This window comes from Chengkuizengella marina (assembly GCF_009910845.1).
In the GTDB taxonomy this organism is placed as follows: domain Bacteria; phylum Bacillota; class Bacilli; order Paenibacillales; family KCTC-33759; genus Chengkuizengella; species Chengkuizengella marina.
Genome location: NZ_SIJB01000059.1, coordinates 1 through 24,839 on the forward strand (window position 1 = coordinate 1; position 24,839 = coordinate 24,839).

At 32.2% G+C, this 24,839-nt stretch carries 28 protein-coding genes; 19 read left to right on the top strand and 9 right to left on the bottom strand.

All coding sequences use genetic code 11. The features are described 5' to 3' along the window. From ERL59_RS20880 to ERL59_RS19585, 4 genes are all read left to right on the top strand, one after another. On the top strand, window positions 1–1,150 hold a 1,150-nt coding region (locus ERL59_RS20880), incomplete at its 5' end, for an HNH/ENDO VII family nuclease (protein WP_328699985.1). A 23-nt stretch (window positions 1,151–1,173) separates the two neighbouring features. Next, window positions 1,174–1,650: an SMI1/KNR4 family protein gene (locus ERL59_RS19575; RefSeq protein WP_160647921.1), complete on the top strand. Its 477-nt coding sequence runs from the start codon at window positions 1,174–1,176 to the stop codon at window positions 1,648–1,650. Between the two features lie 140 nt (window positions 1,651–1,790). After that, window positions 1,791–2,153, top strand: a complete 363-nt coding sequence (locus ERL59_RS19580; protein WP_160647922.1) for a hypothetical protein — start codon at window positions 1,791–1,793, stop codon at window positions 2,151–2,153. 699 nt (window positions 2,154–2,852) lie between these two features. Beyond that, window positions 2,853–3,017, top strand: a complete 165-nt coding sequence (locus ERL59_RS19585; protein WP_160647923.1) for a hypothetical protein — start codon at window positions 2,853–2,855, stop codon at window positions 3,015–3,017. A 472-nt stretch (window positions 3,018–3,489) separates the two neighbouring features. On the opposite strand, the gene ERL59_RS19590 is transcribed toward ERL59_RS19585, so the two are convergent. From ERL59_RS19590 to ERL59_RS19605, 4 genes are all read right to left on the bottom strand, one after another. Next, the gene (locus ERL59_RS19590) at window positions 3,490–4,473 is read right to left on the bottom strand and encodes an NAD(P)-dependent alcohol dehydrogenase (protein WP_160647924.1); all 984 of its coding nucleotides are present in this window, start codon (window positions 4,471–4,473) and stop codon (window positions 3,490–3,492) included. Window positions 4,474–4,733: 260 nt separating this feature from the next. Then, entirely contained in the window at window positions 4,734–5,705 is a 972-nt protein-coding gene (locus tag ERL59_RS19595; RefSeq protein ID WP_160647925.1) for an NAD(P)-dependent alcohol dehydrogenase, read from the bottom strand. 75 nt (window positions 5,706–5,780) lie between these two features. Next, window positions 5,781–6,005, bottom strand: a complete 225-nt coding sequence (locus ERL59_RS19600) for a helix-turn-helix transcriptional regulator (protein WP_160647926.1) — start codon at window positions 6,003–6,005, stop codon at window positions 5,781–5,783. 1 nt (window position 6,006) lies between these two features. Continuing rightward, complete coding sequence (locus ERL59_RS19605; protein ID WP_160647927.1) at window positions 6,007–6,444, bottom strand: hypothetical protein; 438 nt, start codon at window positions 6,442–6,444, stop codon at window positions 6,007–6,009. Window positions 6,445–6,804: 360 nt separating this feature from the next. On the opposite strand from ERL59_RS19605, the gene ERL59_RS19610 reads away from it, so the two are divergent. Together ERL59_RS19610 and ERL59_RS19615 are read left to right on the top strand one after the other, a co-directional pair. After that, complete coding sequence (locus tag ERL59_RS19610) at window positions 6,805–7,569, top strand: DUF4931 domain-containing protein (RefSeq protein ID WP_160647928.1); 765 nt, start codon at window positions 6,805–6,807, stop codon at window positions 7,567–7,569. A gap of 21 nt (window positions 7,570–7,590) precedes the next feature. Next, window positions 7,591–8,469: a GNAT family N-acetyltransferase gene (locus ERL59_RS19615; protein WP_160647929.1), complete on the top strand. Its 879-nt coding sequence runs from the start codon at window positions 7,591–7,593 to the stop codon at window positions 8,467–8,469. On the opposite strand, the gene ERL59_RS19620 is transcribed toward ERL59_RS19615, so the two are convergent. Continuing rightward, window positions 8,466–9,014 carry a GNAT family N-acetyltransferase gene (locus ERL59_RS19620; RefSeq protein WP_160647930.1) on the bottom strand — a complete coding sequence of 183 codons (549 nt, stop codon included), beginning with the start codon at window positions 9,012–9,014 and terminating at the stop codon, window positions 8,466–8,468. The two genes, ERL59_RS19615 and ERL59_RS19620, sit on opposite strands and share 4 nt — an antisense overlap. Window positions 9,015–9,133: 119 nt before the next feature. Here ERL59_RS19620 and ERL59_RS19625 point away from each other — a divergent pair, with 119 nt between their 5' ends. Further along, entirely contained in the window at window positions 9,134–10,003 is an 870-nt protein-coding gene (locus ERL59_RS19625; protein WP_160647931.1) for a LysR family transcriptional regulator, read from the top strand. Between the two features lie 51 nt (window positions 10,004–10,054). Here the strand turns inward: ERL59_RS19625 and ERL59_RS19630 are convergent, their stop codons facing one another. After that, window positions 10,055–10,984, bottom strand: coding sequence for a PhzF family phenazine biosynthesis protein (locus tag ERL59_RS19630; protein WP_160647932.1), 930 nt, complete (start codon window positions 10,982–10,984; stop codon window positions 10,055–10,057). 304 nt (window positions 10,985–11,288) lie between these two features. Here ERL59_RS19630 and ERL59_RS19635 point away from each other — a divergent pair, with 304 nt between their 5' ends. The 5 genes from ERL59_RS19635 (at window position 11,289) to ERL59_RS19655 (ending at window position 15,602) form a co-directional block, all read left to right on the top strand. Continuing rightward, the gene (locus tag ERL59_RS19635; protein ID WP_160647933.1) at window positions 11,289–11,495 is read left to right on the top strand and encodes a hypothetical protein; all 207 of its coding nucleotides are present in this window, start codon (window positions 11,289–11,291) and stop codon (window positions 11,493–11,495) included. A gap of 93 nt (window positions 11,496–11,588) precedes the next feature. Next, complete coding sequence (locus ERL59_RS19640) at window positions 11,589–12,458, top strand: hypothetical protein (RefSeq protein ID WP_160647934.1); 870 nt, start codon at window positions 11,589–11,591, stop codon at window positions 12,456–12,458. A gap of 175 nt (window positions 12,459–12,633) precedes the next feature. Next, window positions 12,634–13,338, top strand: a complete 705-nt coding sequence (locus ERL59_RS19645; RefSeq protein ID WP_160647935.1) for a hypothetical protein — start codon at window positions 12,634–12,636, stop codon at window positions 13,336–13,338. 154 nt (window positions 13,339–13,492) lie between these two features. Further along, window positions 13,493–14,179, top strand: coding sequence for a response regulator transcription factor (locus tag ERL59_RS19650; protein ID WP_160647936.1), 687 nt, complete (start codon window positions 13,493–13,495; stop codon window positions 14,177–14,179). Then, window positions 14,163–15,602, top strand: a complete 1,440-nt coding sequence (locus ERL59_RS19655) for an ATP-binding protein (protein ID WP_160647937.1) — start codon at window positions 14,163–14,165, stop codon at window positions 15,600–15,602. Before ERL59_RS19650 ends, ERL59_RS19655 begins: the two co-directional genes overlap by 17 nt. 73 nt (window positions 15,603–15,675) lie before the next feature. Here the strand turns inward: ERL59_RS19655 and msrA are convergent, their stop codons facing one another. Continuing rightward, window positions 15,676–16,146 carry a peptide-methionine (S)-S-oxide reductase MsrA gene (gene msrA, locus ERL59_RS19660; RefSeq protein ID WP_160647938.1) on the bottom strand — a complete coding sequence of 157 codons (471 nt, stop codon included), beginning with the start codon at window positions 16,144–16,146 and terminating at the stop codon, window positions 15,676–15,678. 209 nt (window positions 16,147–16,355) lie between these two features. On the opposite strand from msrA, the gene ERL59_RS19665 reads away from it, so the two are divergent. After that, window positions 16,356–16,679 carry a hypothetical protein gene (locus tag ERL59_RS19665; RefSeq protein WP_160647939.1) on the top strand — a complete coding sequence of 108 codons (324 nt, stop codon included), beginning with the start codon at window positions 16,356–16,358 and terminating at the stop codon, window positions 16,677–16,679. 122 nt (window positions 16,680–16,801) lie between these two features. Here ERL59_RS19665 and ERL59_RS19670 read toward each other — a convergent pair whose 3' ends face one another. Then, window positions 16,802–17,119 (bottom strand): YbjQ family protein, encoded by a 318-nt coding sequence (locus ERL59_RS19670; RefSeq protein ID WP_160647940.1) that lies wholly within the window; start codon window positions 17,117–17,119, stop codon window positions 16,802–16,804. A 181-nt stretch (window positions 17,120–17,300) separates the two neighbouring features. On the opposite strand from ERL59_RS19670, the gene ERL59_RS19675 reads away from it, so the two are divergent. Beyond that, the gene (locus ERL59_RS19675; protein WP_160647941.1) at window positions 17,301–17,906 is read left to right on the top strand and encodes a hypothetical protein; all 606 of its coding nucleotides are present in this window, start codon (window positions 17,301–17,303) and stop codon (window positions 17,904–17,906) included. Between the two features lie 119 nt (window positions 17,907–18,025). Here the strand turns inward: ERL59_RS19675 and ERL59_RS19680 are convergent, their stop codons facing one another. After that, window positions 18,026–19,312 (bottom strand): MFS transporter, encoded by a 1,287-nt coding sequence (locus ERL59_RS19680; protein WP_160647942.1) that lies wholly within the window; start codon window positions 19,310–19,312, stop codon window positions 18,026–18,028. A 240-nt stretch (window positions 19,313–19,552) separates the two neighbouring features. On the opposite strand from ERL59_RS19680, the gene cls reads away from it, so the two are divergent. From cls to ureC, 5 genes are all read left to right on the top strand, one after another. After that, window positions 19,553–21,010 (top strand): cardiolipin synthase, encoded by a 1,458-nt coding sequence (cls, locus tag ERL59_RS19685; RefSeq protein WP_160647943.1) that lies wholly within the window; start codon window positions 19,553–19,555, stop codon window positions 21,008–21,010. Between the two features lie 302 nt (window positions 21,011–21,312). Further along, window positions 21,313–21,738 carry a hypothetical protein gene (locus ERL59_RS19690; RefSeq protein WP_160647944.1) on the top strand — a complete coding sequence of 142 codons (426 nt, stop codon included), beginning with the start codon at window positions 21,313–21,315 and terminating at the stop codon, window positions 21,736–21,738. A 685-nt stretch (window positions 21,739–22,423) separates the two neighbouring features. Continuing rightward, entirely contained in the window at window positions 22,424–22,726 is a 303-nt protein-coding gene (locus ERL59_RS19695; RefSeq protein ID WP_160647945.1) for an urease subunit gamma, read from the top strand. 14 nt (window positions 22,727–22,740) lie between these two features. Next, window positions 22,741–23,115, top strand: a complete 375-nt coding sequence (locus ERL59_RS19700) for an urease subunit beta (protein ID WP_160647946.1) — start codon at window positions 22,741–22,743, stop codon at window positions 23,113–23,115. After that, entirely contained in the window at window positions 23,108–24,832 is a 1,725-nt protein-coding gene (ureC, locus tag ERL59_RS19705; RefSeq protein WP_160647947.1) for an urease subunit alpha, read from the top strand. The genes ERL59_RS19700 and ureC overlap by 8 nt, the downstream gene beginning before the upstream one ends. Window positions 24,833–24,839 lie beyond the last annotated feature (7 nt).

The window sequence follows — 24,839 nt, forward strand, 5'->3', positions numbered from 1 at the left end:
TCAATATTATGTAGGTGGACTACGTGCAACTAAAGAAAGTCAAGATGGAGACTTTACAAGATACATTTATTTTCAAGGGAATGTCATTGAAGAATTAGATCAAGAAGGAAACTCAACAGCAAGAAACATTTGGGGAAATCAGTTATTATATAGAGAGGACATGGCATCTAATTTAGGTGGATATTACTTCTATAACGGTCATGGTGATGTGGTTAAAGTCATCGCAGATGATGGTAGCAAAGATGCTTTAAAAGAATACGACTACGACATCTGGGGTAATGTTTTATCTGAAACAAGTCATGAAACAAAAACCTTTGATAATCCATTCCAATATACAGGTGAAATCTATGATGAAGAATCTGGATTGATTTATTTACGTGCAAGATACTATGATCCATCGATGGGAAGGTTTATTACTGAGGATACGTATGAAGGGACAATTAGTAATCCACTTAGTATGAATTTGTATACGTATGTGCATAATAATCCATTGATTTATAATGATCCGAGTGGACATCTTACCAATGCAATAATGCAAAAGTATGGGGATGAACTAATAAATGATAACAGTAATAATACTTATAACCCTATTCTTTTCAATCTTTTTAATGCAGTTAATTTTGTTTATGCAACTCCTACAGACCTTCATACTACTCTTGATACTATTGGTTTAATTCCAGTAGTTGGAGAACCAGCAGATTTTGTTAATGGAGTTTGGTATACTTTTGAGGGGGATCTTGCAAATGCTGGTCTTTCTTTTAGTGGAATGGTACCTTATGCGGGTTGGGCTGCTACAGCATTTAAGTTAGAAAGAAAATTTTGGAATATGGAGACTATTTTTAATGGAAAAAAAGTATATCAAAGAGATGATTTAATAGATCCTAATTATGTTGATGAATTTGGAAGAACAAATTTAGAAAGAATGCAATTAGGTAGAGCACCTATTGGACCTGATGGAAAATCAATAAATTTACATCATACAATCCAAACAGATGATGGCCCAATCGCTGAGGTAACACAGTCTTTTCATTTTGATAATTTTGGAACAATTCATATAAATCCAAATACGATTCCTTCTGGTGTTGATCGAAAAGAATTTGATAAGTGGAAAAAACAATACTGGCAAAATAGGGCATTAGATTTCGAATAAATTATGTATAGGAGTTAGTTAATATGAGTAATGAGAATTTCGAAAAAGCACTTTCTATTATTGAAAAAAATATATCAGAATGTGATTTTATAGGTAGACGTCCTAAAGAATTGATTGAAAAAGCTGAGAATGTATTAGGGCTAAATTTTTCAAATCAATATAAGAAATTTCTTTCAACTTATGGTGCTTTATGTATTGGTTCTCAGGAAGTATATGGTATAATTCGTGATGATTTTGAAAATTCATCCGTTCCAGATGTTGTTTGGGTAAACCGACAAAATAGAATAAAATTTGGAATGCCTGATCATCTTCTTGAAATTTATCATACTGGAAGCGATGAAGTTTTCTGTTTTGATTTTAAAAAAACAAATAAACAAGGGGAGCCACCAGTTGTAGTTTATGTACCTGGTCTTGATTTGAAATATCAAACATATGAAAGAATAGCTGAAGACTTTGGTGATTTTTTATTGTATTTATTAGATTTAGAAGAATTACTGTAGGAGTGGTTCAGTTGAATACCCGAATTCAGGACATTTGGAAATCCCGAATTCGGGATTTTCTATTTATTTTATAAAATAAACATGGCAACTTAATTACAACAACACCTGGAAAAATCAAATAAATGAAAGGGGTTGAATATGTGAAACTTATTGGAAGTAAAACAGAGCAAGAATTTAGGGAACAGCTAGTTAAATCCAATAAATCATTGTTTGAGGAACAAGAAAAAAATGGTTTGCTTAGTACAATAAAGAGACACTTTCCAAATATGAAGACAGCTTACATTATCCGCTGGATACTAGAACAAGGAGAGGATATTTATAAAGTTCTTATTGATGATAATTTAATTACAGAAATTGAGTTGTCTAGGTATGATCAAAGTATAAAACCAATAGTTAAAACGATCTCTATTTCTAAATATAAACAAGGATTAAGTAAGAATAAACAAATTAAGTTAGCTGTTGCTATTGACTTGGCACAGAAGGATATTGAAAACAAAAAATAATTATTTTAGATCTATTACCTTGATTGGCATTATTGCTCTTCAAGGTTTTATTATTATGATTATGAATTACTAAATGAAGCAAATATACTTTAATTTTTTAAGTCTTAATATGAGTATTTAAACTTAAATCATTTTAAATATAAACAACTTATTGATACCGTAAAAAATACTGTCCAAGATTAAATTTTTTGATTCCTTGAAGGGGAGACTACTTTCCTTTAAAGCTTTTTTTGGTATCTTAATCGCTGAAGAAGATGTCAACATATCTTTAAAGTATTTTAAACTTGAAGGTACTTTTAACGGTCGTTTATGGGACGATTCAAATTGTTTCAAAAAACACATGATCTTTATGTATTTTAAGTACCATAACTCATATTTTTATCAAATTCCATTAATAACTCTGTTCATCCTTTATAGCACAAGTTATACTCTTTAATTTTGAATATAGTTGAATTTCCTTTTTCTATGTTATGAAAGATTTATTTTAATTGTGTTTAAGACGATTAAAAGTAACATATTTCCATTGAAAAATATACCTGTATTTATATAAGATTTATTAGGAATGAAAGAAAAAAGTTAGTAATTTAAGGAAAAATACTTTCCAATAGAAAATGCTGTATGGAGTCGGGAAAGGTTTAGAAAAAAATCCTTGGCTAAAAGATATCGGTGTAAAGATGCAGCAGGATTGCTGCATTCACCATGTTTGCAGAAGATGTATTAACAAATTTTTACGTAGACGAATTAGATAAACAACTTAGAGAAATAAAAGATGGATCAGTACTAATCATTGGAACAAGTTATATTGATCCATGGTTGGGTGTAAGTAGTAGTATGATTCAAGTAAAAGATCCAAGAGAAAAATAAATTTAGAATGTAGGTGAGGTGCACAAATAAAATATGGGGAAAAACAAAAAAGATCTAATTATTATCAATTTAATTTTTATGAGTGCAATATTAACTGCTTGCACAGGTTTGTTCAGTGACTTCAAGAGTATACTGCTTAGCATTGATACTAATAACACAATTAACGATTTAAATCTTTCATATTTTAAAGTAACTGTTTACACAGCTAGAGAAACTTTTCATTTAGATATATCTTCCGCTAATAATTACTATTATAGGTATTGTTTATAATGTTACATGTTATCTAATTTATTTTTTGAAAGAAAAGTAATCTATATATTTGAAACTTATACTATCATAATGTAGTCATATTCCTATCAACTAAAAGTCATGATATAACTAATAGAAATAATTTTAACCACAGGCAAACTAACTTCGCTTGTGGTTCTCTTTTTGGGAAAATAAAAGCCGATGATTCCTTAGCGTAGTTTGATTAGGTTTTGTTATTATATTCTAAAGATATCGCTACATTTCCTTTTTTGTGCCCTGTTTCTACATACCTGTGAGCTTCAGCAATCTGATCCAAAGAATAACGTCTATCTATGACCGATGTTATTTTCTCAGCCTCAATAAGCTCTTTGAGGAAAAGTAAATCTTTGGTCTTTTCTATTGATGATCTTAACCCAGTGAATGCAATCTTTGCTTTCTTGCTGCCAATAATTGAAGTCCATAACATTTGAAGGTTGATTGCCATTGAAGGGACAGTTGTAAGATAGATTCCTGTTTGCTTTAACGAGTTTCTACAACGTAAAAATGAACTCTTGCCTACGGTATCAAAAATAATATCATAAGTCTGGCTGGTTTTGGTAAAATCTTCTTTCGTATAATCAATTACATGATCTGCTCCTAAAGATTTGACCATATCTAGATTCGTCGTGCTGCATACTCCCGTGACTTCCGCACCGTAATATTTAGCAAGCTGTACAGCAGAAGTACCAATTGATCCAGAAGCTCCATTAATTAGCACTTTTTGTTTGCTTTGAATATTTGCTGTATTTCTAAGAAAAGGTAATGCTGTTAATGCACCATCACTAACAGCAGCAGCTTCCCCGTAAGTCATATTGGCTGGCTTAACTGCTATCGCTCCATCTTCCGGCACACATGTGTACTCGGCATAAGCACCATTCATGGTAGCTGCATAAACTTGATCCCCTTTTTTAAAGACTTTTACATCTTTTCCTACAGCTTCAATTTCACCGGCTAGCAATCCCCCTGGTATAGTTGCCTTGGGTTTTGTGAGACCAGTGAATAATCTTGCTGCGTAAGGGTTGCCTTTTCTAAAGGTACAATCTACAGGTGATACTACAATTTCATATACTTTTACTAGTACTTCATTGTCTTTGGGGGTAGGTTTTTCAACCTCTTTAATCTGAAGAACATCGGGTGATCCGTTTTTTGTACATGTAATTGCTCTCATATGATTCCTCCTCGTTTAATTTTAAAAGGTTCAATTTAAAACTATGAAACATATAAACATTACATTAGTGTTTGAGAACTTCCTCATATGTTTTGACTTATGGGAATTAGAGAATATCTTAATCCAACTAGGAAATGATTTGTAGATATATTTATATAGAAGGGATTAGGAGGGTGCTGTATATATAAGGATAGATTGTATAGAAAAAAATTTATGAAAGGAGTAGTTGCGTACAACTTTCAATAGATTTTGAAGTAATATTATAGAGTTATAACTACATTTCCTTTTTTATGTCCTGTTTCAACATACTTGTAAGCTTGACTACTCTGTTCTAACGGATAGCGTTTATCAATCGTTGGTTTAATCTTTCCCGTTTCAATAAGCTCTTTGAGGAAGATTAGATCTTTCATCTTTTCACTAGATGATCTCAATCCAGTGTACTCAATTTTTGCTTTTTTGCTGCCTATCTTCGAAGTCCATAACATTTGAGGGATAATCATTAATGTGAGGGTAGGTGAGAGGTATACCCCTCTTTTCTTTAATAAGTTTTTACAACGTGAAAATGAGCTCTTACCTACAGCATCAAAAATAATGTCATAATTCTGACTTGTTTTGGTAAAATCTTCTTTTGTGTAATCAATGACCTTATCGGCACCTAAAGATTTAATTAATTCTAAATTTGTGGTACTACATACCCCTGTGACTTCCGCTCCAAAATATTTGGCTAGTTGAACAGCAGCGGTACCTACCGATCCAGAAGCTCCATTAATAAGGATTTTTTGACCGCTTTGAATGTTGGCAGTATCTCTTAGGAAAGGTAAGGCTGTTAATGCCCCTTCATAGATTGCTACAGTTTCACCATAAGTCATATTGTTTGGTTTTATTGCTAGCGCTCCTTCTTCAGGCAAACATATATACTCTGCGTGGGCACCAAAATCGGCACCACTAGCACCAAAAACTTGATCGCCTTTCTTGAATAAGCTCACATTTTTTCCTACAGCTTCAATTTCACCCGCTAGTTCACTACCTGGTATAGTATGTTTAGGTCTTAATAGACCTGTAAAAAATCTTGTAACAAATGGGTCACCCTTTCGAAGGGCGCATTCAGCTGTTGTTGCTGCTGTTGCGTATATACGTATCAGCACTTCATTATCTTTAGGAGTAGGCTTTGCTACCTCTTTTAATTTAAGAACATCCGGTGAACCATATTTCTGATATACAATTGCTTTCATCATTTTCCTCCTATTTTTCATTTTCTCCGATGCTTAAAATCAGATAGAGCAAATTTTTTGAAAATACGAGTTTTTTTAACTTTTGTCTTCTAAAGAGAAAGAGAATACTTCTTCCAATGGTGTGTTGAAAACAAGAGCAATGCGAAAAGCTAATTCTAGAGAAGGAGAGTATTTTCCTTTTTCAATGGCTACGATGGTTTGTCTTGTTACTCCTACTTTTTCAGCTAATTGTTTTTGGGTCATTTCATCATGGTGAAAACGTAACTTACGAATGTTATTACTAATTAGACCTTTGTTCATCTTAAAATCCTCTCCGATATAGATAAATCTTTGATATATCTGCTATAATCGATGCCGCGAATCCAAAGAAAAATAGTATAGGGAACATCATTAACGGTTGAACATCAAAGACCAGTGCTCCCATTGAAATCCCAAAACCAGTTATAAATACATAATGAGCAATCACTGTTGCTTTCAATTCAATTAATTTATCTCGTTCATCAAGAAACGAAGGTTCTTTTTCATTAGTGGCTATGATATTTAATACAATATTTCTGACAATATTGTTTACAATGCCAACAATAATTAAAAATATGAAAATGGCTCCGTAAAAGCTAAACACATTTGTAGAATTTAAACTTCCATCTTGGTACTTTTGAAATACATAAATACTGCATCCCCCAAAAATCAATACGGTGGTAATTAAAGATACGATAGTGCTTTTTTCTTGATAGGACATATCTACCCTCCTCTAGTCAGTTTATTTATACATTTAGTAAAATATTATATACAAATAGTAATATAATTCATTCTTTATGTCAAATATTTTTTACATTTAATTCAATAATAATTTCCAACATAAAAATATTATAGCTACTTATCAAGAAGGCAAATAAACTCAAAACCTCCTTAATGCGTATCTTTAAAAGGGGTTCTTCTCCATAAGATTTAACCCTTTTTATCCCATATAATAAAGTGCATAATTGATGAAGAAGATTATAAATTTATGATTGTATTTTAAAAAGTAAATGAAATTTGATAGAAGTTAAAATCATTTTAATGTATTGTGTCTGTTTATTTTTTACATTTGGAGGTATGAATGAGAAATCAAGAAATGCTTTGTTTTAATTTTAATCTGGCAAAGAATAAACCTGAGAGTATTGTCAATCGTCATACTGCCTGTCCTTTTTGTGATACAGAGAAATTAACAAATGTAATAGATAGAGAGGATCCATTCATTTGGCTGGAGAATAAATATCCTACATTGGAGGATACTTATCAGACGATCATTATAGAAACAGATCATTGCCAATCGGAATTATCAGAGTATAAGCCATCTCATATAAAAGATTTATTTAGATTTACATTTAATAAATGGTTTGAAATGCAAAACAGCGGAGAATATAAATCGGTTATCTTATATAAAAATCATGGTCCGCTTTCAGGTGGAACCGTAAAACATCCTCATATGCAAATTGTTGGATTAAATAAGATAGATTACAGAAAAAAAATAAGAATGGAACATTTGAGTGGTGAAAAAATCGATCAAGTTGGGAAGGTAAGTTTCATCATTTCAAATTTCCCCTTTGTAGGATTCACAGAATTAAATGTAAAGTTGAATGCAAAGTATGATATCAACGATATTGAACAAATGGCGATCTATATACAAAATAGTGCTCATTTTTTATTGAATCATATGAGATGTAATAGTTATAATTTATTTTTTTATAAAATAGATGAGTATATCTTTGTAAAAATCATGCCAAGATTTGTAACTTCACCTCTATTTGTAGGTTATTCTATTCCCCAAATTTCTGATCATAAAAATGATATTGTAAAGAAAATGAGAAAAATATATTTTTGAAACATGTAGGAGGAAATGAAAATGATTACAATAAAACGTTTATCAGATTGTTCTTTTCAAGATGCGGTAACGGCATGGAATAGAGGGTTTACAGGGTACTACATGGATGCTCAAGTGACAATGGAATCTTTTTTGAACCGATTTGTATCAGAAGGGTTATCTACAGAATTATCAATTTTAGCATATAAAGAAAATGAACCTATAGGGCTTGTATTAAATGGAATAAGAGAAATAAATAGAAAGAGAGTTGCATGGAATGGTGGAACAGGTGTAGCACCTGAATTTAGGGGTACAGGAGTAGGTAAATTAATGATGACTGATACATTCACCATTTATAAAGAAAACGGAGTGAATATGGCTGCGTTAGAAGCTATTAAAGAAAATGAAAAGGCAATTAAGTTGTATCAGAAACTAGGGTATGATATAAAAGATCAACTGCTTATCTATGAAAGTAGTAATTTTTCTCAGTCGATTTCATTCAGGGGTGATTTTTCTGAGTATGGAATTTTAAAAGTAAACCCTAGCCAAATTCAGCATGTTCCATTTTATAAAACTAGGTTGCCATGGCAAACCCAGTGGCAAAGTGTAATATCAGGAGAGGGATTGATCGTTACAGATAAATCCGGAGAACAAATAGGGTATGCATTGTATAAACAAAATTATAATGACAATGGTTCTCATGTTTCAACAACGCTCTATCAATGTGAAACCTTACAAGATCGAAATGACAAGCAAGTCATTGCTGCATATATATTATCACATTGTTTCTCCCCGTTTGATCAAAAATTGAAGCGAATGATCATGAATTTATCTCATACAAATCAAGTTGTTATCTCATTACTACATAAAAGTGGTTTTGAAAAGAAAATAGAACAAGTTTATATGGAGAAAACTTTTTAAAGAATTTTGAATCTCCCCATAATCACTGTATTATAAAATTGTCCATTTTTATGAATCCGATCCTGCTTTAGTATACCTTCTACTTTAAATCCAACCTTTTTATATAGTTGGATTGCATTCGTATTTGTTTCAACTACACTTAAATAAATTTTTTGAATTTCTGTAGAATCTGCCCATAATAAGATGTTTTCTAATAATATTTTTCCAATACCAAATCCCCAATATTCTTTTAAAATGCCTATCCCAAATTCTGCTTTGTGTCTAAACCTACTTAAATTGTTTCCTTCACACCGAGTAAATCCTACAATTTTGCCTTGTACTTCTGCCACTAAAAAAAGATTTTTTTCAGCTACTGTATCATCATAAATTAATTTTTCAAAATCCTTTGTTGTTAGTATCCCTTCACCAGCTTCACGATCCAAGTTGTCTGTTTCACCATCAATTTGAATTCTTAATTTAGATAATTCTTCTGCATCTTTTTTTATAGGGCAACGTAGTATCCATGTTAAACTCTTACCATGAACTACTTTTTTTTGTATGACCATATTGTATCCTCCATATTATTTTTAGCTGAAAAACAATATTATACAACAATATTGTGATCCTGAACCATATCACTTATGATATAAGCAGATTAACCAATGAGGAATATGGAGGGGATGATATGACAATATTCCAGCTTCAAGTATTAGTTGAGGTTGTAAATTCAGGTAGCTTCACTAAAGCAGGGGAAAAAATGGGCTTGTCACAATCAGGAGTTAGTCATACGATTTCGTCCCTTGAATCAGAATTGGATATTACCTTGTTATCTAGAAATCGAAATGGAATTACTGTCACTGATTCAGGTGAAAGGATTTTAAAACATGTTCGTAATATTTTAGAGCACAATGAAAAACTAAATCAAGAAAGAGGATTAATTAAAGGTATAGAGGTTGGGAAGGTAAAAGTGGGTGCATTTTCAAGTGTTTCTTCACAGTTATTCCCAAAAATATTAAAGGATTTTAAAAAGAAACACCCTGGGATTGAAATTGAATTATATGAGGGTGGGTATGATGAGATCAAAAACTGGATTACTTCTGGAATTGTTGATATAGGGTTTGTCACATTACCTTGTCCTGATTTTGATACTGAATTCATCTTAAAAGATGACTTATATATTGTTCTGTCTAAAGAACATCCTTTATCTAATCATCAAACATTAATTCTTAATCAGATTGAACAAGAACCTTTTATAATGCCTAAAGCAGGTTGTGAAATCTTAGTAAAGAAATCTTTCAAAAGGGAAAACATAAAATCAAACACTGCTTTCGAAATTAGTAACAACAACACTATTCTTGCGATGGTTGAACAAGGAATAGGTATATCAATTGTTCCACAGCTAACACTTCCTAAAATGTTAAATAATGTAGTTTTAGTAAAACCAGAGCCACCTATTTTTCGTGAAATAGGTTTAGCAGTCAATTCACTTAAATCAGCACCTCCTGCTGTAAAAAGATTTATTGAAAGTACTAAAAAAATAAAGGTAATCCCTTAAAGGGTTACCTTTACCGATTATTAAGCTTACCACTGGTCACTATCTTATTAGTTACTTTGTTGCCTTAACAAGATTAGAACTTTGAAGATTTAATGTACCTTCGATTGTAACAACAGCAGCGCCTGCTACTTTAATAATAGGATGGTTTTTTCCAGGTTCGATCGTAACATTTAGTGTACCAGGTCGATTCATTGCATGACCTTGACCGATTTTTAGATGATGTCCATTATTAGGATCTAATATTTTTTCTAACATTAGATAGCCAGATAATGCTCCGTTTGCAGCTCCTGTGACTGGATCTTCATCCACTCCTAAAGCTGGCAGAAAATCTCGCGTATAAAGATCAACCTCTTTTTCATCTGTATCAAATGTGAATAGATGAGTTGTATCTACATTATCATTTTTATTTATTTCTGCTAATTTTTTGAAATTTGGTTTAGCTGAATCAATGGCTTTTTGAGTTTTGATTGGAACTAGTAGATGCCAATTTCCTGTACTTGCAAGTTTTATTGGATAACGATCATCGATATCATGAGTTGAAAGTCCCAATACTTCTGCAATTTTGCTTTTATCTACGTCAATTTCTTTCACTTTAGGAGGAACCTGTGTCATTTCTATAGATGTTACTTTATGACTTTCTTTATTCCACTTCACAGGGACTAGACCTATATTTGTTTCAAATACGATTTGCTCTGCTTTTTCTGACCATCCTAAAACAGTTCCAAGAATCCAAGACAAACCTACCGTGGCATGACCACAAAAATTAATTTCTTCTTTAGGTGTAAAGTATTTCACTTTAAAATCTGCTTCTTTGCATTTTGTTTTTAAAAGAAATACGGTTTCAGATACATTGAGTTCATTTGCTATTTTTTGCATTTCATTTCTAGTTAAAGAATCTGCTTCTAGGACAACACCTGCTGGATTCCCATTGAATTGTTCTGTTGTAAATGCATCAACATGGTATACTTTTAGTTTTCTCATTTTAGACCTCTCCTCATAAATTAATTCTAATAATTTAACAAAATTTTAACTTATTGATTTTATTTTATTGTATATCCAGTATAAACATAAGTAAAACGAATGTTTATCATATATTAAATGAGAAAAACTAATGCATTTACATATTCAAACACTAAGATTTTAAAAATAAAATATGATTACTTATATTAAAACTGTAATGTGAGGGTCAAGACATTTTTTAAACCATAGGGATTTGATAAAATGGAAGTGAAAGTATTGAACTAGAATATGTTAAATCTTTAAAACAATGGTAGAGGAGATTCTCATGAAATTATATTTGTTGGTATTCATTTTGTTAGGTTTATTAATATGCATAGCTATCATTATTGATATAATCAATAAACTTAAAAACAAAAAAATGCATCTTGAAGAACTGAATAAAAATAAAAACCCATACGATCAGGCATATTCAGATATGAATCAAGATCGATTACGTCAACAACAGGATCATGATTTTAATGATATAAATTAATGTTATTTTCATTTTTTGGACATTTACCCGACATATTGAAAATTTATATTATAAGTGTACTTGAAGTACAAATTATAAATTGGAGGGAAAAAAATGAATACAAAGTTTCTATCTTTAGCAGTAGCAGCAACATTAGTAGTTAGTGCAGTAGGTGTAGGAAATGCATATGCCAATGAAAGTGAAAATGGAGAAAGTCAATTCAAATGGAAAACGACTAAGATGAATCAGGAGAAGTTTGTTGATGCATGGAATCAACTATCAGATGAAGAAAAAGAAGCAAAATTGTTTGAGAAAGCTGAAAAAATAGGTATAGAAACAGACGGAAAAACGTTTGAAGAAATTCAAGAAGAATTAAGAGCGTATGCATCAGAACACGGTGCTAAAGGTAAAAGAAGTCATGGACCAAAAGGAAAAGGCATGAATTTAGAGAATTTAGCTGAAAAGTGGGATGAACTTACGGAAGAACAGCAAAATCAATTTTTTGAAAGAGCAGCTAAACTAGGTATTGAAACAGACGGAAAATCCTTTGAAGAGGTAGTGGCTTCGCTTCAAGAGCTTCATGAAGTTAGAGTGATTGAAAGAGCAGAAGAAGCAGGCATTGAAACGGATGGGAAAACTATTGAAGAAATTCAAGAGGAACTTAGAGCATTAGCTCCAGAGCATGGAAAAAGAGGTCAAGGCAAAAAATTTGATAAAGAGAATTTTATTGAATCATGGAGTCAATTAACTGATGAAGAAAAAGAAGTGATGTTATTCGAATATGCTGAAAAATTAGGTATTGATACAGAAGGAAAAACTTTTGAAGAAATTCAAGCTGAGTTACAAGAGCAGCGTGAAGCCAGATTATTTGAAAAAGCACAAAAACTAGGCATTGATACAGAAGGAAAAACAGTAGATCAAATTAAAGAAGAAATGAAAGAAATGGCTCCCAAAAGAGGCGAAAATCAGGAAGTAACTCTTTAAATGAAACATATTTAAATAAAAAGATGAGCATGGAATGAACTGTTCCATGCTCTTTTCTTTGGATTCGTAATGAGTTTTATATTTTTTTAATAAATCATAGTCGGACATTTTACTGACACAATTGATGTTTAATATAAAGTTGTAAGATACATAAATATAAAGGAGGAAAAAAGGAATGAATAAGAAAGTATTATCCGTTGCACTTGCCGGTTCTTTATTATTAAGTGCTGTTGGAACAGGAAGTGTATTTGCATCGGAGCAAAATGATCACGATAAACCTCGTTTTATGGATCGTGAACAATTTGAACAAACTTGGTCACAATTATCAGAAGAAGAAAAAGAACAAAGGTTGTTACAAAAAGCAGCAGACTTAAACTTGGAAGTTGAAGATTTACAACTAAGTGAAGTTATTGAGTTGCTTCATGAAGCAAGGGAAACAAGAATCATCGAAAAAGCAGAAATGTATGGGGTGGATACAACTGATAAAAGTATGGATGAAATAAAAGCAGAACTTTTGGAGGTTGTTAAAGAGCTGCATGAAACGGTAACTATGGAAAAAGCAGAAGAACTTGGCATTGAAACGGATGATAAATCATTAGAACAGATCAGAGAGGAAATTAAAGAGGTTATTGAAGGCAATATTGAAGAAAAAATTTATGAAATTGCAGTGAAAATGAATGTTGATACTGAGGGTAAAACAGTAGATGAAATTAGAGCAGAAATAGAAGAAATATGCACACAAAAAGTGTTGGATAAAGCAGCAGAATTAGGGATTGATACTAGTGGTTATGATTTAGAGGATCATGATAGTATTGATCTAATTAAAGAAGAAATTAAACAAATATATAAAGACAAATATGGAGATATGTTAAACAGATAAATAAAATTGTATTGTTATTAGTGATAGAAGGGAGAGCAATTCTTTTCCCTTCTATTACTTATTTACTGTTATAAGTCATATTATTTTCTGTCACTTTCTTTTTAATCTTCTTATTGTTACGATAATAAAGAATGAATAATAAATGAGGTATATCATGAAAACGATTTTAGTTGTAGAAGATGAAATTGCGATATCTCGTGTACTTACGGTGTATATTAGAAAAGCGAATTATCAAGTTGAACTTGCATACGATGCATTAGAAGCAATGGAACAGTTTGAGAAAGTGAAACCGGATTTAGTTTTATTGGATGTGATGCTTCCAAATGGAAGCGGATGGGATATCCTAAAACAAATTAGAGCAAAAAGCACATGTCCTGTTATCATGTTAACGGCATTGGGTCAAATTGAAAATCGTTTATCAGGTTTAGAACAGGGGGCAGATGATTATATCGTTAAACCTTTTGATCCTGATGAAGTGATCGCAAGAATTAGGGCAGTGTTAAGAAGACCTAATAAAATCATGGAATCTAATGAGGAGTTTCGTTTAGGAAGTTTAGTTGTTGATATAGGAGCCCATTCCGTTACTTTACATAATCAATATATTGAAATGAACCCTAGAGATTTATCTTTACTTATTTTTTTTGTTCAACATCCAAATCAGACCTTTTCAAGGGAACAATTACTTGATCTAGTTTGGGGAATGGATTATGATGGCAGTGATAGAGCTGTGGATCTTTCTATAAAACGAATACGAAAGTCTCTAAAAGATTGGCCTGCAACTGAAGGTGGAATTAAAACATTAAGAGGATTGGGGTATCAATTTAGTGTCAAAGAACAGTGAGAGGAAACTAGTCCCATTATTAAAATATTGGACCATCCGTTATTTCCTAATTTTGCTTTTTATTCTCGTAATGATCGCGATCTTTTTAGGCTATTGGATTAAGTATTCTACGATACAAAATGAATTGAATCTCAGGGAGGGAGATGCTAGATATATTTCAAGTAGCCTTTCAGTAAATGAAGAGTTGATTTTGGAAAATCCAAGGACTCTCTCCCTTTTTATGGAGAAGCTCAAACGTTCTAACTCAATAAATAATGCAGGTATACTTCAAATTTATCACTCATCTGGAAAGTTATTATATCAAGATGGAAGTATGATCAAAGGGCTAAAAGGTTCTAGAGTACGTGTAATGAGCTTCAAGGAAGTAGATCAGCAAACGACTGAAAAAATACAGTTAAAACTTTTCACAGGAGACTTATATCATATTGTGACCCCCATCATTAGCGGAGAACAAATTATTGGTTATGTGAGTATGATTATTCCTCAAAATAGCCTTTTAGGAGATAAATCAAATTTTCAATTTAGTGTTCTTATTATCAGTTTTATTAGTTTAAGTGTGACTGGCTGGATTATTATTTATTGGTTATTAAAAAAACTAACGAATCCGATTCGTTTAGTTGCAGACGCAGCAGTGCAAATTCGACAAGGGAACTATGAAATTCAGTTAAACAAAAATTTTAAAGAAAAAGAATTAAATGAACTTAATCAATCTTTTGAAGATATGGCAGCTCGTTTAAAAAGTCTCGAAACATTAAGAACAGAATTACTCGCGGGAGTAACACATGAAATAAAAACTCCTGTGACTTCTATTTCAGGTTTAGTTCAAGCTGTTAAAGATAAAGTAGTTACCAAAGAAGAGGAAGAAGAGTTTCTTCAACTAGCCTTGCAAGAATCCAATCGACTTCAATTAATGGTCGAAGACTTATTAGATTTTAATTCTTATGCGGCAGGTGTTATTCACTTAGATATTCAAAAAGTAAATTTGAACACAATAGTCCATGCTGTTGCAAAACAGTGGAGAGTGATGGATGAAGAGGTTTCAATGACTTTATCTATACCTGAACAAGAACTTTTTGCTGAAGGTGATCCGTTAAGAATCAAACAAGTACTTTTTAACTTATTGAAAAATAGTCAAGCTGCTATGAAGGAAGAGAAAAAGGTCGTTTTAAAAGTATATCCATACGATGCACAATTTGTTGCCATAGATGTTACAGATTCAGGATCAGGTATTCCAATTGAAGAACAAGCTAATATTTTTGAAAGATTTTTTAGAGGTTCTGAGAAAAAAGATACGGTTAGAGGTTTAGGGTTAGGTTTATCTTTGAGTAAAATATTAGCGGGCGCACAAAAAGGGGATTTGAAATTAAAAGAATCTTCAAATCAAGGTACGACATTTACTCTGTTGCTGCCGAAAAAAGATTAAAGGTCTGACTAAATTTCATTATAATTCACGTCAGACCTTTTGGAGTCTTATATATCAAGGTATAACAAACCTTTTAAAAATGACAACTGTCTTGGCCTTTTTTCTCTAAGTACTTTTGATGGTATTCCTCAGCTTTATAAAAAGTGGAGGCAGGTGTAATCTCTGTTACAATATCTTTTTTGTATTTTCCACTGGCCTGCTTTTTTTGTTTGGATTGATTTGCAGCTTCTTTTTGCCCTTCAGAATGATAAAATATTGCCGAACGGTATTGTGTGCCAATGTCAGGTCCTTGTCTGTTCAGTGTAGTTGGATTGTGATTCTCCCAAAATACTTCTAATAAATCTTCGTAGGATACTATATTTGGATCAAATTCCAATTGTACAACTTCTGCGTGTCCAGTATTCCCTGTGCATACCTCTTTATAAGTAGGATTTTCTTTTTTTCCTCCTAAATATCCTACTTCCGTTTTTGATACTCCATTTATTTTTTGAAAAGTTGCCTCAACTCCCCAGAAACAACCTGCACCAAATGTTGCTTTTTCCATTTTAATCACCTCATAATTTAGTTTCATCTCTACAATAAACAAAGGTTCACTTTATAATAAAATAATGGAAGTTCCTTTAGAAGTCAATTGATTTAAAGGACATTTTAATAAAGGCCATTCGTTTAAAAAAATTTGAAACTATTCAACTATCTACACGTAAATTTTCGCAAAATGAAAAAAGAAAGCAGTTTTCTATGCAGGTTAATGAAATGAATAGAAAGAAATCAAAATCGATCATTATTGAAAAAGGCTTCAACATAATCATGTTAGAAATTTTACTCGTGTCTATTCTTGCTGGAGCGATGCTAAAATCTTGGTGGCTTTTTGGAATATTACTTATCGGTTTATTGTTTATTTATCACAAAGAAAATTTTTTAATTTTAAAAACAATATTTAGTTTAGCTTGGGGAGTAGGTTTTTATTTTTTTTTGAGCCAGTTTGAACAAGGAGTTATCATTTGTTCCATCGGGGCGATTATTGGTTTTATTGGAAGTTGGCTCGTACATAGTGTGGGTTTTACTAGTGATGAATAAATGTATTGGAATCTAAATGATGGGTAAGATTTGTACAAATAAAGCCGGTTATCTTTAGTTATAAAGAAATAACGGCTTTATTTTATGCTTTATTATTATATAAAGTATTCTTTAATGTTATATTACTCTTTTATTTTTACTGCAGTTCCGGAAGCTACAACCATCATCATTCCATCACGTAATGTTTCAAAATCTAGGTCAACTCCAATGACAGCATTTGCACCTAAACGGCTTGCTTTTTGTTTCATCTCTTCTATAGCAATTTCACGTCCCTCTGAAAGTTTATTTTCATAAGTTCCACTACGCCCACCAACAATATCGGTAATCCCAGCTAAAAAGTCACGTACAATATTTGCTCCCATGATCGTTTCACCTACGACAATACCTAAATAGGATTCAACTTCTTTATTTTGCAGTGTATTTGTTGTTGTTACAATCATTTAATATTCCTCTCTTGTCTTATATAACTTTAATACGAAAATAAACATGATCAGTTTCATCTAAAAAATTGGATATTTTATGCTATATTTAGCAACATTTTAAGGATTAAAGAGTCTATTAATATATAGTAGTAATTAGACACAAAATATATTACAGAATTAATGGGGGTAGGAGAAATTAATGAAACAATCATTATTTGTTATGTTATTTGTAGTTGTTCTAAGTAGTTTGTTTTTATATGGTTGTAGCAGTCAGGAAGAGGCTGTAGTAGAGAATGAATCAAATACACAAAATAGTGAAGTTGCTCAAGAATCTCAAGAAAAAGAGTTGAATCAAGAGGAAAATTTGGAAAAGGAAGCTGCTGAGGATTCCAAGGATGTAGAACAAGATATGGAGGAACCTTCAGAAGAAACATTTAGTTCTATTTATGATAAAGAGATCAGCACGATCCAAGAGGGTTTGCAAATTGGATTATCTAAAGGGAATATTTCTGCATTATTTGGAGATCAATATGCTGAGATTATCTCTCCATTAGATGATCTAGTGATGTGGAAATATGACTTATTGACATCTACAAATCATGTCTTTGATGCAGAATCTCAATCAGATGCTATTGATTTTGATGGGTTTTCTAGTGGAGATATAGGTGCTCAGTTATTTGTAGAGTGGAGTGCTGATGAGTTAACAAATCATTTTGTAATGTACTATGTTTGTGGTGAAGAAGGAGAGATTTGTGAATATCGCGTATGGGATGATGGCACCACAAATGAAACGAAGATCAATTGAATTCAGTTAATAACTAAAATCTAAAAAAACCTCCTGGAAATAGTTTTAAAAAATAATCTAATTAAACTAACTAGGAGGTTTTTGTATAGGTAAAAATATAGTTTTAGACAAGATCAGGGTCAAGAGATACTTGGCTCTTGTACGTTGTGTTCAGCTGTTGCAGTAGACTTGTGCTTTTCAAATTTTGGTAATACAATGGCATAGAAGATACCAACCATAATTGTACAACCCCCAACGAGCCAAAATAATCCCCTAAGATTCATTATTGTTGGGAAGGTAGCAGCTATGACACCAAGTGTTATTGTTTGGGCTAACATCATTAAAGGATCAAGCCAGCCTTGAACACGACCCATCATTTTTGGATCAACAATTTTTGGAAGCCAACCTCCAATAGCTACGTTAATAAATGGTAGACTCAAGCCAACTATGAATGATAGAGAGAAAAATATGAGAATTGAATCCGTATATGATGATAAAGCTATAAACGAACCACATACGAGCAGACCCCAAATGATAAGTTTATATAACTTTACTTTTTGAGCAATAATGGAAGCGGTAATACTCCCAATTAATACTGCAATACCGAATACAATGCCTAAAATAACGGACATTTGTTCATATGTATCAGGTGCTAATTTATATTTAAGAATAAATATGGGGATAACTGAAAATCCTCCATTCACTACTCCAAAAACAATAAATCCAATAATTAAAGAAAACAATAATCTATTTTTAAAAATATATTGCATGCCATCTTTAAAGTCCTTAAAGACAGTTGAAAATTGAAGATCCTTTAGCTTATTTTTTCCATTTGGCAAGCGAACATTTTCAGGTATTTTACAAGCATGTAAAAGAAGAGCACTGATGACAAAAGAAATAGTATCAACGATAATGGCACCTTCAATACCAAATGTCCAATAGGTAATAGCCCCTAACGCACTGCCAAATAACATAAACAAGCTATTTACCATTTGATTTAATCCTGCTGCAGTCGTATACTCATTTTCTTTCAAAATACCTTGGACAATGGCTTGTTCAGCAGGAAAGAAAAATTTCTGTACTGCACTTCTTAAAAAGATGATGAAAAAAATTAGCGGAATCCAACCAATCCAAATGGATACTAGAAAACAAATAGATAATATAGCTCGAATCCAATCTGTATAAATTGCGATTTTTTGTCGATCCATTCGATCAGCTAACACACCAATAAGCCAAAATACAAATAAAGTGGGTAAAGAATACATCATTTCATTGAGTGTTGCATAGGAAGGTTGATTGGAAAAGCGATCTAATAAGTAGAACATAAAAGCAGTTAATCCAATCACTGTGCCCATTTGTGAAGTTAAATTGGCTAGAAATAATTTAGTATAATTACCATTTTTAAAAATAGAAAAGACTTTTGCCATTTTTCATCTCCTTTGTATTTTTTCGATATACACTAACTATAATATTATAGCGTATAAATTGAGAATTGTAACAATAAACCAATTTTCAGCTAGATTTGATCTCGAATTTTAAAAGTTATTGGTGAATTTTGATAAAAATTACCTTTACAATTCTTCTTCTTTTCTACATAATTGGTAATACTATAATTCGAAATGAATATATGCACAAAGTTATTATACAGCTGTTAAGGGAGTATTAAGATGGAATTTAATAATATCAGCACAATTGTTGTATCATTGATTACTATCATAAATATATTACTTGCAGGACTCGTTATCTTTATTGAAAGAAGAAATATTGCTTCAACCTGGGCATGGTTGATGATATTTTTGTTTATCCCTATTTTAGGGTTTTTATGTTATTTGTTTTTTGGCCGGCAAGTGAAGAAAAAGAATTTTTACCACTTGTCTTCTGAAGAAGAAAGTTATCTCAAATCAGCAGTAGATGAACAAGTACAAAAGTTAAAATATAGTAATGAATTCAATAAAAATGATTTAATGAACAAACAAAATAAATTACTTTTAATGAATTTAAAGTCAGCGACTGCACTAATCTCAACAGATAATGAAATTGAAATTTTTAATGATGGTCAAGATAAATTCGATGCATTGTTTAGTGATATAAAAGCTGCTAAAGCAGAAATCAATATACAATATTACATCATCCAACCAGACTCCCTAGGATTGAAGCTTCGAGATGAGCTTCTTAAAAAGGCGAAGCAAGGTTTAAAAGTTCGTGTTTTGTATGATGAAATTGGTTCAAGGAAAATCAAATCTTCCTTCTTTAAAGAACTTGTTTCCAATGGTGGGGAGGTTGAAGTGTTTTTCCCGTCCTTTTTAAAATTAATTAATTTTCGAATTAACAATAGAAATCACCGTAAACTGTGTATCATTGATGGAAAAGTAGCGTACATTGGTGGTTTTAATGTCGGGGACGAGTATTTAGGAAAGAATAAAAAGTTCGGTTATTGGAGAGACACTCATTTAAGAATGAGAGGGGAAGCTGTAGATCATATTCAAGGAAGATTTATTTTAGATTGGTATCAAGCAAAGAGACAGTATAATCATCATATTGAACAATTTATGTTCCAAAGTAAGAAACATACTGGAAGTAGTCCGGTTCAGATCGTGGATAGCGGACCTCACTCTGAAACAGAACATCTTAAATACATGTATATTAAGTTAATCATGTCTGCAAAAAAAAGTGTATATATTCAGACTCCTTATTTTATTCCTGATGCAAGTTTTATGGATGCATGTAAAATGGCTTTATTAACTGGAGTTGATCTGCGAATTATGATACCTAATAAACCAGATCATCCCTTTGTATATTGGGCTACTTTGTTACATGTTGGGGAATTGTTAAAGTATGGGGCAAAAGTATTGTTATACGAGAATGGATTTCTACATGCAAAAACAATTGTAGTCGATCATGAAGTTGCTTCGGTTGGTACTACAAATATTGACATGCGCAGCTTTAAATTAAATTTTGAAGTAAATGCGATTGTTTATGATGAAAAAGTGGCTGAAAAATTATATGATATGTTTATTCAAGATTCATTGCAAAGTTCAGAACTAACACTTGAAAAATATAATCAAAGGTCGTTATTTATTAAATTTAAAGAAGGAGTATCACGTCTGCTTTCTCCTATTTTATAGATATTAATGAGGGTTAAAATATATTGGAACTGAAAGTAGTAAACATTGTTTTTTATAATTTTTATAAATAATAAAATGAAAAGCTCAACTATGTTAAACAATAAACTAGTAAGTTGCTGGTCAGTAGATTTCTTCCACAATATGGTGTTTGTTTAAAATAACGTTTGATCATTTAACAAAATTGCTATTTGAACAAATATTTCGGTTTTTAATCACATTTAGCCCTTTTTTTATTATTTAGACATCTGCACAGTCAAAACCATCAACAATGCAATAATATGTTGATGAAGGAGTGGTTTATTATGAGTAAATATTATGTAGCTCCCTGGAAAAGGGAAAGTATAAAAGATTGTAAAGATAAAGAAATATCTGTTAGTTGTGATTGTTGCCCCGTTGAAATTGATACAGTTTCTCCAGGATTTGATCTAGCCTGTGGTGACTCATTTAACATTTTTAACTCAAACATGGGAGTTACAATAATTGGAGAAATTACTTTAGAGGCAGATTCTGAATGTGGATTGAATGTAATCGTTACGGCAAATGAGGTGAATACTCCGTTAGAAATTCCTCCCTCGAATGATATGTCTACCCCAAATATTTTAAGTATTGCTTTTAAATGTGTAACTAATATTAGGGTTGAGTGTACTGGTACTGGGAACGGTTGTATAGGAAGTGCTGATTTTTCAATTATAGAAAGATGCATAACTAATGGCAAAGTTTTGAAGTAGAGTGGCTAAACTATACAGAAAAAATTTATTAATAAAAAGATTGATCAAAAAATGGTTTTCTTATTGAAACATAATGCGTTTTTATAAAAAAGTTTGATTATTTTGAACCCACCAGAATCCTATATTATCAATGAAATTTAATATTATTATACTAGTTTTGATCAATTTTTTTACATATGATCAAACTTTGTTTTAAATGATAAATCTTTCTTTTAAATTAACATATGTCCCATTTGTAGAATATAAGATTGATCGCTCTTTTTTTAAAACCACAGCACTAATAATATTTAATCTAAATCAATTGTTTTGATGCATCTTTTTTATAAACGGTTTATCTTTGTTTTATTAAATAGACTATAATTAAAAGAGGATTATATGTTCAATATATGGGAAATCTTAGAGACCAATAGCACTCTTAGCAGTGCTTTTTTATTTTGTTTTCAAAGTGATTTTTGATGAAATAAGTAAGACTTATGAATTAATCGTTAGTGAGTCATAATTTATTTAAGTTTATATTGTGTTAAGTTACATGACGTATAAAATAAAGTTCACTCCGTTAAATGGCATATAAATTCCTTTTTTTTATAAAAAATAACATAAAATCATGCGCGAGTTAAATATAGATGTTATAATATATAACATTAAGCTATAATCTATTTCCATTTTTAATTAAAGGAGGTAAGCTATGCATTTAACTCCACGTGAAAAAGATATGCTTCTGATTAGTGTAGCTGCTGAAGTAGCGAGAAAAAGAAAAGAACGAGGAATTAAATTGAATTATCCTGAGGCTGTAGCTATGATCACTTCAGAAATTTTAGAAGGTGCTAGGGAAGGAAAAACAGTAGCAGAATTAATGAGATTAGGGGGCAATTTCATTAAACGAGAAGATGTGATGGAGGGTGTGCCTGAAATGGTTCCAGAAGTACAAGTAGAAGCTACATTTCCAGATGGCACAAAGTTGGTTACCGTACATGAACCTATCCGATAATTAGGAGGATATATATGATACCAGGTGAATATCGATACTCAAATGAATCAATAGTACTAAACAAAAACCGAAAGACAATGGAACTGTTAGTTATTAATAAAGGAGATCGACCTATTCAAGTAGGCTCTCATTTTCATTTTTTTGAAGTGAATAGTGCACTTGAATTTGATCGTTATCAAAGTTATGGCATGAGGTTAAACATTCCAGCTGGAATGGCGATTCGCTTTGAACCTGGGGAAGAGAAACCTGTTCCCTTGGTAGAAATGGGAGGGATGAAGGTTGTTTATGGTTTAAATAATTTAGTGAATGGAAAATTGAAACCTTCTCCAGATCGTTCAAAGTTAATAGAAAAAATTGAAAAGTGGAAGGGGATTAAAACACTTGAATAATATTCCTAGATCACAATACGCCTCATTATACGGCCCAACAACTGGGGATTCTATTCGATTGGCGGATACTGAATTGTGGGCAACAATTGAGCAAGATCATACCGTTTATGGAGATGAGTGTAAATTTGGTGGTGGAAAGGTGATTCGTGACGGGATGGGGCAATCTTCCACTGCTTCACAAGGGGAAGGAGTGCTGGACCTTGTCATTACGAATGCAGTGATTTTGGATCACTGGGGAATTGTAAAAGCAGACATTGGTATTCGAAATGGAAAAATTGTTGGGATAGGCAAAGCAGGAAATCCACACACCATGGATGGTGTTGATGAAGGTATGATTATAGGTGCTGGAACTGAGGTGATAGCAGGGGAAGGTACCATTGTGACAGCTGGAGGAGTGGACTGTCATATTCATTTTATATGTCCACAACAAATTGAAACCGCTCTCGCTTCAGGAATCACTACCATGATTGGAGGAGGAACTGGACCTGCGACTGGAACCAATGCAACAACTTGTACACCAGGACCTTGGAATATACATCGGATGCTTGAAGCTGCTGAAGCATTCCCAATGAACCTTGGATTTCTAGGAAAAGGGAATAGTTCTCAACCTGAACCTTTAGTTGAACAAGTAAAAGCAGGTGCAATTGGATTAAAGCTTCATGAAGATTGGGGAACTACTCCTTCAGCAATCGATAATTGTTTGTCTGTAGCAGATGATTACGACGTCCAAGTTGCGATTCACACAGATACATTGAATGAATCTGGTTTTGTGGAAGATACATTAGCAGCTATAAATGGAAGAACAATACATACTTATCACACAGAAGGTGCAGGTGGTGGTCATGCACCAGACATTATAAGAGCTGCTGGAGAGCCCCATATTATTCCTTCTTCAACGAATCCGACAAGACCCTTTACGGTAAATACAATTGATGAACATTTAGATATGTTGATGGTGTGCCATCATTTAGACAGTTCAATTCCGGAAGATGTAGCGTTTGCTGATTCACGCATTCGCCCTGAAACAATTGCAGCAGAAGACATTCTTCATGACAGAGGAGTTTTCAGTATCATTAGTTCAGACTCACAAGCCATGGGTAGAGTAGGGGAAGTCATCATAAGAACTTGGCAGACTGCGGACAAAATGAAGAAACAATTTGGTGTTATAAATAATGAAAATCAATCAAATGCAGAAAATGATAATTTTCGAATTAAACGTTATGTTGCGAAATATACTATAAATCCTGCAATAACTCATGGACTCTCTCATCTAGTAGGTTCTGTTGAAGTGGGCAAGTGGGCGGATCTAGTTTTATGGAAACCTGCATTTTTTGGAGTGAAACCCGAATTGATATTGAAAGGTGGGATGATTACCTACGCTCAAATGGGTGATGCAAATGCCTCTATTCCAACACCACAGCCCTATTATGGCAGGAATATGTTTGGTTCATTTGGTCAAGCCAAACATCATTCCTCTTTTACCTTTATTTCTCAAGCTGCTTATGAACTAGGCATTCATAAAACTTTAAATTTAAAGAAACAAATTGCTCCAGTGAAAAATTGTCGCGGCATTGGTAAAAGGGATATGATTCATAATCATCATACGCCTAATATTAAGGTGAATCCTGAAACGTATGAAGTGAAACTAGACGGTGAAAAGATTAGCTGTGAGCCTGCTGAAATTGTTCCTATGGCACAACGCTATTTTTTATACTAATAAGGAG

Bases quoted from the DNA above. Each gene is read 5' to 3' on its own strand.
- ERL59_RS19595 (WP_160647925.1), bottom strand. From the start codon at position 5,705: ATGAAAGCAATTGTATATCAGAAATATGGTTCACCGGATGTTCTTAAA.
- ERL59_RS19690 (WP_160647944.1), top strand. From the start codon at position 21,313: ATGAGTAAATATTATGTAGCTCCCTGGAAAAGGGAAAGTATAAAAGAT.
- ERL59_RS19575 (WP_160647921.1), top strand. From the start codon at position 1,174: ATGAGTAATGAGAATTTCGAAAAAGCACTTTCTATTATTGAAAAAAAT.
- ERL59_RS19650 (WP_160647936.1), top strand. From the start codon at position 13,493: ATGAAAACGATTTTAGTTGTAGAAGATGAAATTGCGATATCTCGTGTA.
- ERL59_RS19700 (WP_160647946.1), top strand. From the start codon at position 22,741: ATGATACCAGGTGAATATCGATACTCAAATGAATCAATAGTACTAAAC.
- ERL59_RS19640 (WP_160647934.1), top strand. From the start codon at position 11,589: ATGAATACAAAGTTTCTATCTTTAGCAGTAGCAGCAACATTAGTAGTT.
- ERL59_RS19665 (WP_160647939.1), top strand. From the start codon at position 16,356: ATGAATAGAAAGAAATCAAAATCGATCATTATTGAAAAAGGCTTCAAC.
- ERL59_RS19675 (WP_160647941.1), top strand. From the start codon at position 17,301: ATGAAACAATCATTATTTGTTATGTTATTTGTAGTTGTTCTAAGTAGT.
- ERL59_RS19615 (WP_160647929.1), top strand. From the start codon at position 7,591: ATGATTACAATAAAACGTTTATCAGATTGTTCTTTTCAAGATGCGGTA.
- cls (WP_160647943.1), top strand. From the start codon at position 19,553: ATGGAATTTAATAATATCAGCACAATTGTTGTATCATTGATTACTATC.
- ERL59_RS19670 (WP_160647940.1), bottom strand. From the start codon at position 17,119: ATGATTGTAACAACAACAAATACACTGCAAAATAAAGAAGTTGAATCC.
- ERL59_RS19635 (WP_160647933.1), top strand. From the start codon at position 11,289: ATGAAATTATATTTGTTGGTATTCATTTTGTTAGGTTTATTAATATGC.
- ERL59_RS19620 (WP_160647930.1), bottom strand. From the start codon at position 9,014: ATGGTCATACAAAAAAAAGTAGTTCATGGTAAGAGTTTAACATGGATA.
- ERL59_RS19695 (WP_160647945.1), top strand. From the start codon at position 22,424: ATGCATTTAACTCCACGTGAAAAAGATATGCTTCTGATTAGTGTAGCT.
- ERL59_RS19645 (WP_160647935.1), top strand. From the start codon at position 12,634: ATGAATAAGAAAGTATTATCCGTTGCACTTGCCGGTTCTTTATTATTA.
- ERL59_RS19680 (WP_160647942.1), bottom strand. From the start codon at position 19,312: ATGGCAAAAGTCTTTTCTATTTTTAAAAATGGTAATTATACTAAATTA.
- ERL59_RS19590 (WP_160647924.1), bottom strand. From the start codon at position 4,473: ATGAGAGCAATTACATGTACAAAAAACGGATCACCCGATGTTCTTCAG.
- ERL59_RS19605 (WP_160647927.1), bottom strand. From the start codon at position 6,444: ATGTCCTATCAAGAAAAAAGCACTATCGTATCTTTAATTACCACCGTA.
- ERL59_RS19610 (WP_160647928.1), top strand. From the start codon at position 6,805: ATGAGAAATCAAGAAATGCTTTGTTTTAATTTTAATCTGGCAAAGAAT.
- ERL59_RS19600 (WP_160647926.1), bottom strand. From the start codon at position 6,005: ATGAACAAAGGTCTAATTAGTAATAACATTCGTAAGTTACGTTTTCAC.
- ERL59_RS19630 (WP_160647932.1), bottom strand. From the start codon at position 10,984: ATGAGAAAACTAAAAGTATACCATGTTGATGCATTTACAACAGAACAA.
- ERL59_RS19585 (WP_160647923.1), top strand. From the start codon at position 2,853: ATGTTTGCAGAAGATGTATTAACAAATTTTTACGTAGACGAATTAGAT.
- msrA (WP_160647938.1), bottom strand. From the start codon at position 16,146: ATGGAAAAAGCAACATTTGGTGCAGGTTGTTTCTGGGGAGTTGAGGCA.
- ERL59_RS19625 (WP_160647931.1), top strand. From the start codon at position 9,134: ATGACAATATTCCAGCTTCAAGTATTAGTTGAGGTTGTAAATTCAGGT.